An 8,359-nucleotide genomic window follows, 5' to 3' on the forward strand; every position below is an offset into this window, starting at 1 on the left:
GTGGGGGCAAATTCGGTACGGCGCGGATTGAGGCTTGGGGCTATGGGGTAACCCCGCCCGTGCCCGGGGCGGGCCTGTCCGGGCTACGGTTGATCGACTGCTGGCTCGGTTTCGTCCGCTGCGGCCTCACTGGGTGTTTCAGTCGACAATAGTTGGCTGGCCCGGCTGCCCAACAGCGAGCCTGCCTGGAAGTAGCCCATCACCGTGCTGACACTGTGGTGCTCGGTCATTGCCATCACCTCGCCGAGCGGCACCCCTTGACGGCCGGCCTCGGTGACAAATCCCGAGCGCAAACTGTGCGCCGACCAGTCGCCGTCGAGGCCGGCGAGTGCTGCGCGACGTTTAACGATGTGCGCCACCTGGTCGCCCGATAGCCCGCTCGCAGCGACCCGGCCGCCCCTGTACAGCCGGCGAAACAGCGGGCCGCCGCAGGCTGGCGCAACTGCCAGCCACGCGCTCAGCGCTCGCGCTGCGGGCCCCTGTAGCGGCTTCTCCCGGCGTACGCCGCCAGTGTCGGTCTTGGTTGCGCCGAGTGTGTATAACCAGGTGTCGGCATCCAGGCGGCGCAGGTCCTCGACTTGCAGGCCGATCACCTCCGAGCAGCGCCGGCCGCCACCGCTCCAGGCGAGCAGCAGCAGGGCACGATCGCGCATGCCGCGTACGCCGTCGCTGCAGGTGGCGAGCATGGCCTGCAATGGCTCCAGGACCACGGCAGTTTTTTTGCGCTGTGCCACCCCTTGGCGAACCTGGGCCTTGCGGGCCTCGCGCAACAAGGTCTTCACCGCTGGCGTCTCGGTCGGATTGTCCCATTGCTTCAAACGATGCCACTTGCCCAGCACCGCGAAGCGATGACTGACCGTGCTAAACGCCAATGGCCCGAGCTTGCCCTTGACCCCGGCCGCGACCAGGGTCGCATCGAGGTCTGCGGGCAGCAGGTGGCTCCAGCCACCGCCAGTTTCCGGGCGAGCCAGGTGATCAACGATGAACTGCACCGCGACCTCCGGCGGCAACGCAGCGTCGCCGAGCGCGCGCCGGTAGCGCAACTGCAGCCAAGCGGACCAGTAGGCGAGGGCGCTTTGGTAGCTGCGCACGGTATTGGCGGCCGTGCCGGCGGCGATGAACGCCTCGGCAGTTGCGCGGGTGTTATGCGCCAAGACGTCCAGCGCCAATGGGGCGGATACTGCAGCGCTTTGCACATCTGTATTATTTATTACGTTTAACGTATTATTAATGAAGTTCAGATTTTATAGGGTCGGATAAGATTTAATTATCAGACCTAATTGGGTGGAGGGTAGGGCATGGCAGTAGGCGTACCAGAAAACGATGTTTATGCCGCGGCGGACGCAGTCCTAGCCCGTGGAGAGCGGCCAACGGTGGAGAGGGTACGCCTGGAGTTAGGGCGCGGCAGCCCGGCGCGGGTCGGTGCTTTGCTCGATCAGTGGTGGGAACAGCTTGCCGGGCGCCTGCGCGGCGAAACCCGACTGCCCGGCTTGCCGGCGGAAGTGGCGCAAGCCTTCGTGGCCATCTGGCAGCAGGCCACGCTGATGGCGCAAGGTGTCGCCGAGCAGGCTCTTGATACCCAGCGGCAGGTGCTCACCGAGGAGCGCGAAGCACTGGGAGCGCTGGAAGCCCGCGCCCGAATGGAGGTAGTCCAGGCACAGCAGCAGACCGCTGAGGCAGTCACCACACGGCAACGCGTGGAAACCCGCCTGGCCGATCTGGAACAGCTGCTGGTTCAGCGCCAGGCGCAAATCGACGACCTGCGCGCGCAACGCGACGCGCTGCAGACGCAGCGGGACGAATCCCAGACGCAGATGGCCGAGCTCCGGCAGCAGTTGCACGACAGCCGCGAACAGGCCGAGCAGGCGCGTGTTGAGCAACAGCGCTATACCCGCGATGTCGAAGACCGCGCCTATCGCGAGATTGATCGCGCCCGCGAAGAGAGCAAGGGCCTGAGCGCCCAACTCAAGGACACCCAAGGTCGGTTGCACGGGGTGCAACAGACCCTGGCAGTCGCGCAGAAGGCCCTGGCCGAAGCGTGCGAACAGCGCAGCACGGCCCAGGCGCAGAACGTGGCACTGTCCGAACAGCGGGATCAGGCACGCCTCACCGCCCAGCAAGCGGGCGAGCAACGCCAGGCCTTGCAGGACCGTCTGCAGCGCGCGGAGGTGGAACGAGGGGAGGCGCAGCGTTGCGCGGCAGCCCAGGAAGCCCGTGCGCAGACCCTGGACCTGCAGTTAGGCCAGTTGCGCGATACCCTGCAGCAGAAACGGCGTCAGCGTTCTTGACCGGCGCCAGCCGCGGCAGCGGCTTGCGCTCGCCATACCGTCCAGCAAAGCCATACGCTCCCGACACCATGCCCGAGGCGCTCAGCGCACTTTGCGCACGTTTCAGCAGGTCGCTACCTTCTGGCAGCGCGGCGACGATCTCTCGCATCAAGGGATAAGGCCCCCGTGGGAGGAACCCGGTCGGTGAAGAACGCGCTCTTGACGGAGAATTAAAACGGTCGCGAGAGTTTAGAAGCTGTCATAGCAATGCTTGAGGTACAGCGGGTGAACATCTTTGACCAGGCCAAGACCTGTGACAAAACGATAGTACATTCGCGTCGGTGACCCATTTAAGCTAGAACTGCTTTCGGTGATAATGCCTTATGAAATCCAGATACGGCCCAAACGGGGTGCATTTTTTCGATCGAATTTCAGGCCTGAATCTCCTGCTGGACGAGCTGCTAAGCCCTCTTAGGGATTCTCCGATCAAGTCAGCACAGGTCATCTGACCTGTGCTGAAATAGCCCTCTGTCCAACTGCCCTCTACAAGCCCGCCATCCCATGAGCCAGATGAGCTTTTCCGATTTCGAGTACGCCGGTAAGCGCAAGCAAACCCGTCGCGAGCGTTTCCTGGCCGAGATGGAACAGGTGGTGCCGTGGAGCGGGTTGGTGGCGTTGATCGAGCCGCATTACCCTAAGGCTGGCGGTGGCCGCAAGCCCTATCCACTGGAAACCATGCTGCGCATTCACCTGTTGCAGAACTGGTTCTCGTTGAGTGATCCAGCCATGGAGAGGCGCTGTACGAGATTACTTCGATGCGCCAGTTTGCTCGTCTGACGCTCAGCGCTCCGATCCCCGAAGACACGACGATCATGAATTTCCGGCACCTGCTGGAGATGCAACAACTCAAGGCGGGCATTTTGGAAACCATAAACAATTATCTGCGAGACAAGGGCCTGTCGTTGCGCCAGGGCACCATTGTCGACGCCGCTATCATCCACGCACCCAGTTCGACCAAGAACAAGGAAGGTAAACGCGATCCTGAAATGCACCAGACGAAGAAGGGTAATCAGTATTTCTTCGGCATGAAGGCGCATATCGGTGCCGATGCTGAGTCGAGCCTGGTGCACCACGTCCAAGGCACAGCGGCGAATGTGGCTGATGTAACAGAGGACGCCCACCTGTTGCATGGCGATGAAAACGTTGTCTGTGCCGATGCGGGTTATACCGGCGTCGAGAAACGGCCGGAGCATGAGGGGCGGCCAATGATCTGGCAGATTGCGGCTCGTCGTAGCACCTACAAGCACTTGAGCAAACGCAGCGTGCTCTACAAAGCCAGACGCAAGATCGAGAAGGTCAAAGCGCAGGTGCGAGCAAAGGTCGAGCATCCATTTCGTGTGATCAAGCGCCAGTTCGGTTATGTGAAGACCCGCTTCCGTGGCTTGGCCAAGAACACGGCGCAATTGACCACGCTGTTTGCCCTGTCGACTCTGTGGATGGCACGCCGCCAATTATTGTCTGGTGCGGGAGAGGTGAGCCCGTGAGGGCAGATAACCAAGGCGTTGCCTTGATTATCCAATAATCAGCGTCTGAAATCGGGCTTTTCGGCGTTCCCAAGCCGTCCATTTTCGGATGATGAGTAACTTGTTCGGAGTTTCCCTAACGCGGTGTGGTACCTGCTGACGAGTCGGGAGCAGTGCGGTGAAGCGGGGCCGAGAATTACGCTCTCAGCCCCTTAAATGCCGGTCAGACAGTTACCACGATTTTGCCGATTTGTTGATTGGCTTCAAGGAAGCGGTGGGCATTCTGAATGTCGCTAAGCGCGAATGTCTTGGCGATGATCGGGCGCAACGCACGAGATTTCAGCCCATGCAGAATAAAAGCCTTCGCTCTTTCCAAGGCTTCAAGGTCGGCCACAATTTCTGCATAGATATAGCCCTTCAAGGTCAAGCTTTTGCCCAGCACGGTAAATAGTGGGAATGGCGTCGGCTCAGAGCTAAGCGCGCCGTATTCCAGCAAGATTCCGCCTCGCGCCATGCTCTGCGTGAGGGGTTCAATGGACGGCCCGCCTACAGGATCGAACACAACACGGGCGCCTTGACCGGCAGTTGTCGCCATAACACGCTCGACGATGTCCTCTTCATCACTGACGATGACGTGCGCAGCGCCAGCATCAAGTAGGGCTTGCTTCTTCGCGCTGGTGCGAGTGATCGCAATCGATGTGGCTCCGACCATACGAGCAAGTTGCAAGGCGGCCAGGCCAACACTGCTTGATGCAGCGGTGACGATGACAAAGTCGTCCTGCCGCAGCTTTGCTTGTTCGATCAATGCACCCCAAGCGGTAACGTACTGCATCCAAGACGCAGCAGCCTCTTCGAAGGATAAGTTCTCAGGACTCTTTACCACCAGGTGAGCCGGTACATTGGCCAGCTCGCCGTAAGTGCCCCATCGAGCGATATCCAAAGGCGGGATTACAGCGACCTCGTCACCAATCTCGATCTCCGTTACGTCGCTACCAACTGAAACCACGATGCCTGCGGCCTCGTAGCCTAAGCGGCTGGGGAACTCGGCATCCTGTAGGTAGGCGTGATTGCGAAACATCACTTCGGCCCGGTTCAAGCCAATAGCTTTAACGTCAATCTGCACCTCGTTTGGTGCCGGTGCCGAAACCTCCAAATCTTCCAGCTTCAGAACGCTGGCATCACCGTATTCGTGGATTCTGACAATGCGTGCCATGTTGGATACCTTGTTTATTAATGGGCCTCGATGTAAATCCGGAATGTTCTCCGGCCACTCGAAGGGTGACGAGAATTTAGACATTGGTAAAGAGGGGATAAAGGGCTACGATGGCTCATTACTAGAAACATGGTGTTTATAATGGATCGTCTAACGCAGATGGCTACGTTCGTCAAAACGGTTGAGCTGGGTTCATTCAGCGCCGCTGCGGACGATCTGAACCTGTCCCCTCAGTTGGTAGGGAAACAGGTAAAAATGCTCGAGCAACATCTCGGTGTCTCCCTACTGCTACGGACTACGCGCAGGCAAAGCCTTACTGACTTCGGCAGGACGTTCTACCAGCGCGCGAAACTAATCCTTGCAGACATGCAGTCCGCCGAGAGCCTGGCTGCCCTTACTCGTGGCACACCAATCGGTCGCCTTCGTATCAACGCACCGGTCACGTTCGGAATTCGCGCGCTTTCGCCACGCCTGCTGGAATACATGGTTCGATATCCACAGGTGTCTATTGACCTGACTCTATCGAACGAGCTGGTCGATATCGTCGATCATGGTTACGACGTGGTCTTTCGCATCGGCGAGCTGGTGAACAGTGGGTTGAAGGCGATGCCGCTGGAGCCCTATCAAATGGTTTTGTGCGCTGCGCCGTCCTACCTTGCACGTCGCCCTCCCATCACGAATCCATGGGATCTACAGCAGCAGGAGTGTCTGGGTTTTACCTATTCTGATGGTCGTTCGCACTGGAGCTTCGACAGCCAAGAGGGGCGTATCGATGTTCCAATTACAAGCAAATTGATGATTAATCAGGGTGATCCACTGCTGGTAGCAGCTGTAGCGGGTTTGGGGGTAGTTCTACAGCCGATAGAACTGGTTAGCGATGCGTTGCGTGATGGGACGTTGGTGCGTCTGCTACCGCAGTACCCGGTGCCGACCACCCCAATGCATATGCTTTACGCCCCTGACCAAAGAATGACCCCAAAGCTGCGCAGCTTCTTGGAGTTCGCACGTGAGGCGTTTGGGCGACGGGGGCCTCTCTAATTACAGGAGAATCAACGTCCGCTAATGGCCCAGGCTGTGTGAAAACGCCAGTGATTGTCTAACCTTCTGATCGTCGAGATCGTAGCGGGGGCGACCATGAAGCGATTCATTGATTGCTGCCTGCCCGACCGTTTCTGTGTTTCGCGCGGGAGGTTGCAGGCCTGGTTACTAGATATTTTTTGAAAAGCTGCACCATATCCAATTGGAGATGGTGCGGCAGAGTCACCAGTGGGTACGTCAGGTTAATTGGGTATCGATACGTTGCAGAGCCTCTACCAGGTATTTTTTAAACACTGGGTAGTTTTCACTCATAGGGAAATGTCCGATGTCCTCCATCTCAATGAATGATCCACCCTTGATCTGGTCGGCCGTTTCTTTGGTCGCGGAAGGAGGAGTCAGATAGTCGTAGGTCCCGGTCATCATCACTACCGGACACTTCTCGCCATCGATCTGTCCAAGCTTGTCCCGCAAATCATGATCGACTGAGTAGAAGTAGAGATCACCTTTGAACGCTTCCGCGCCCTGACTGTAGTAATGCCATGTTAGCCAACGGTCCTTGTCTGGCGACATTGGCGCCATCAAATCCCAGACTCCGCTTGCGCAAACTTGTGAGGCATTGGCATGGGGGTGATGCCACCAGTCAAGGAAGAATCCTGGCGCATACGCAGCAGCTTCGACCGGTATCACCGCCTTGAATCTGTCCGGGTGACGTAGAGCGAGCTGCAGAGCGACATTGCCTCCGAATGAAGAACCCATGAAGATCGGATTCTCCAATTCGAGCGCGTCGCAGAGGGCAACGATGAAGTTCACGTAGTGGTCGGCCGTGAGACGGTACTCCTCTTTCCACCACTCCTTATTAAGAGGTGGATCTGATTTCCCGTGACGCGGAAGATCGTAGGCGATAACCAGATAATCCTTCGTAATATCATCGTCTTCGAGCAGATCTCGCCATTGATGATTGTGGCATCCAGCAGTGTGCTGGCAGATTAAAGGTTGGCCGCTGCCATTTTGGTTGTAAAACACCTTGTATTCGCAACCGTCCACCTCGAAGGTTACATAATGTCCTGTTACCGGTGAAATTCGAGACATGTTTCTTCTCCGACGAGATTCTGATTAAACCGGTACGCCGGTTTTACGAAGCAATTCAATTTGAATGGTGATGTTGCGAAGGTTCTGCATTAGCACAAGCAGATCGCCTTCCATCTTCAAATCCTCCCGGAACGAAGCCGCCCAGATACCATGGAACATTGGCGGTGGCGTCTCCATGCCAAATTTTTTCCACGTGGCGGCACTTGCCCGAAAGGCGAATTGGTAGCTATCGAGGGGGGCGGGGTTGACATTAATGGCGTTGACCTTGCCATCGCGCATATCAACGATGACTTTTGCAGTTTCCATGTCGAGCATATACGTACACGTGAAGTACTTACCCATTGATTGGATCGTGGCATCAGAATCAGAATGCTCGCGAAATTTTCGGGCCCAAGATTGTGCGTGTGTATCCATGACTTTCTCCTCTTTTTGTACTTTTTACGAAAAATCAGTCATCGGTCATCGAACTGTTGACGCCAATGCCGAATTGACCCATGTGCTGATGCAAGACTCACCCACCTCCAAATCAGCACAAATCCAGCAAAGGCAATGGTTCGCGAAGAACAGACTGGGTCAATGACATGTCAGCAACTGGGTCAATTTGTCGCCGACACCAACATAGTGACCACCCCGTTGCAATACTTCGATTTTGTAACCATCGGGATCCAGAATAAAAAAATCGTGCTAGCATAACGCCATCTCTTTTGGATTCCTTGATAGGGGTCGGAGACAAATTCAGATCCAGCAGCCGATTGAATTGCTGGTCCAGATCCTCGACGAAAAAGGCGGCATGACCGTAGCCGCTGCCATGGGTGTATTCGCTTTGTCCCTAGTTCCAGATCAGTTCGATTTCTGCGCCGCTCTCGATATCTCGCAGGTAGACCAGGGAAAAATCGTCGAACTCCAGGCGATGAGTTTCTATGAGACCAAACTCTTCCTGATAGAACTTCATGGATTGGTTGAGGTTGCCCACGCGAATCATGGTGTGAATAAACTTTGCCATTTCATCTACCTGCGTTTTTCGTGATTCTTGGATTTTGGGTCAAGCCCATTCGACTTCATGATGAGGCGAACATGGCCCGGGTGGGTAATAGAGGATTACTACGTTTAAGGATGGTCTGAAGTAGTCAGGTATTTCTGGCTGACTCCAGGCCTTGCCGATTTCAAAACGGTGATTCGGCTAAAAAACGATCAAATCATCCCCTCTTTCCGGATTTATAGCCGGCGCG

The 8,359-nt window shown here is 56.6% G+C and carries 7 protein-coding genes and 1 pseudogene; 3 read left to right on the top strand and 5 right to left on the bottom strand.

Features of this window, described 5'->3' with window-relative positions; genetic code table 11:
* Positions 1-83 precede the first annotated feature (83 nt).
* Positions 84-1,196 carry a site-specific integrase gene (locus ACW4TB_RS21695; protein WP_455828530.1) on the bottom strand — a complete coding sequence of 371 codons (1,113 nt, stop codon included), beginning with the start codon at positions 1,194-1,196 and terminating at the stop codon, positions 84-86.
* Positions 1,197-1,298: 102 nt separating this feature from the next.
* Here ACW4TB_RS21695 and ACW4TB_RS21700 point away from each other — a divergent pair, with 102 nt between their 5' ends.
* Both ACW4TB_RS21700 and ACW4TB_RS21705 read left to right on the top strand, forming a co-directional pair.
* Positions 1,299-2,288 (top strand): DNA-binding protein, encoded by a 990-nt coding sequence (locus ACW4TB_RS21700; protein WP_455828532.1) that lies wholly within the window; start codon positions 1,299-1,301, stop codon positions 2,286-2,288.
* Positions 2,289-2,828: 540 nt separating this feature from the next.
* Positions 2,829-3,811, top strand: a pseudogene (locus ACW4TB_RS21705) (IS5 family transposase).
* 202 nt (positions 3,812-4,013) lie between these two features.
* Here ACW4TB_RS21705 and ACW4TB_RS21710 read toward each other — a convergent pair.
* Positions 4,014-5,003, bottom strand: coding sequence for a zinc-dependent alcohol dehydrogenase family protein (locus tag ACW4TB_RS21710; RefSeq protein WP_455828534.1), 990 nt, complete (start codon positions 5,001-5,003; stop codon positions 4,014-4,016).
* A 141-nt stretch (positions 5,004-5,144) separates the two neighbouring features.
* Here ACW4TB_RS21710 and ACW4TB_RS21715 point away from each other — a divergent pair, with 141 nt between their 5' ends.
* On the top strand, positions 5,145-6,041 hold the full coding sequence (locus ACW4TB_RS21715; RefSeq protein ID WP_455828536.1) for a LysR family transcriptional regulator: 897 nt from the start codon (positions 5,145-5,147) through the stop codon (positions 6,039-6,041).
* Between the two features lie 237 nt (positions 6,042-6,278).
* On the opposite strand, the gene ACW4TB_RS21720 is transcribed toward ACW4TB_RS21715, so the two are convergent.
* The 3 genes from ACW4TB_RS21720 to ACW4TB_RS21730 form a co-directional block, all read right to left on the bottom strand.
* A complete protein-coding gene (locus tag ACW4TB_RS21720; RefSeq protein WP_438308558.1) occupies positions 6,279-7,130 on the bottom strand; it encodes an alpha/beta fold hydrolase in 852 nt (283 codons plus the stop codon).
* A gap of 24 nt (positions 7,131-7,154) precedes the next feature.
* Entirely contained in the window at positions 7,155-7,544 is a 390-nt protein-coding gene (locus tag ACW4TB_RS21725; protein ID WP_455828538.1) for a hypothetical protein, read from the bottom strand.
* A 415-nt stretch (positions 7,545-7,959) separates the two neighbouring features.
* Complete coding sequence (locus tag ACW4TB_RS21730) at positions 7,960-8,133, bottom strand: VOC family protein (protein WP_455828540.1); 174 nt, start codon at positions 8,131-8,133, stop codon at positions 7,960-7,962.
* Between the last annotated feature and the right edge of the window lie 226 nt (positions 8,134-8,359).

This window comes from Lelliottia jeotgali (assembly GCF_977070485.1).

Coding starts and splice junctions, on each gene's coding strand:
- ACW4TB_RS21700 (WP_455828532.1), top strand. CDS start 1,299: ATGGCAGTAGGCGTACCAGAAAACGATGTTTATGCCGCGGCGGACGCA.
- ACW4TB_RS21710 (WP_455828534.1), bottom strand. CDS start 5,003: ATGGCACGCATTGTCAGAATCCACGAATACGGTGATGCCAGCGTTCTG.
- ACW4TB_RS21715 (WP_455828536.1), top strand. CDS start 5,145: ATGGATCGTCTAACGCAGATGGCTACGTTCGTCAAAACGGTTGAGCTG.
- ACW4TB_RS21720 (WP_438308558.1), bottom strand. CDS start 7,130: ATGTCTCGAATTTCACCGGTAACAGGACATTATGTAACCTTCGAGGTG.
- ACW4TB_RS21725 (WP_455828538.1), bottom strand. CDS start 7,544: ATGGATACACACGCACAATCTTGGGCCCGAAAATTTCGCGAGCATTCT.
- ACW4TB_RS21730 (WP_455828540.1), bottom strand. CDS start 8,133: ATGGCAAAGTTTATTCACACCATGATTCGCGTGGGCAACCTCAACCAA.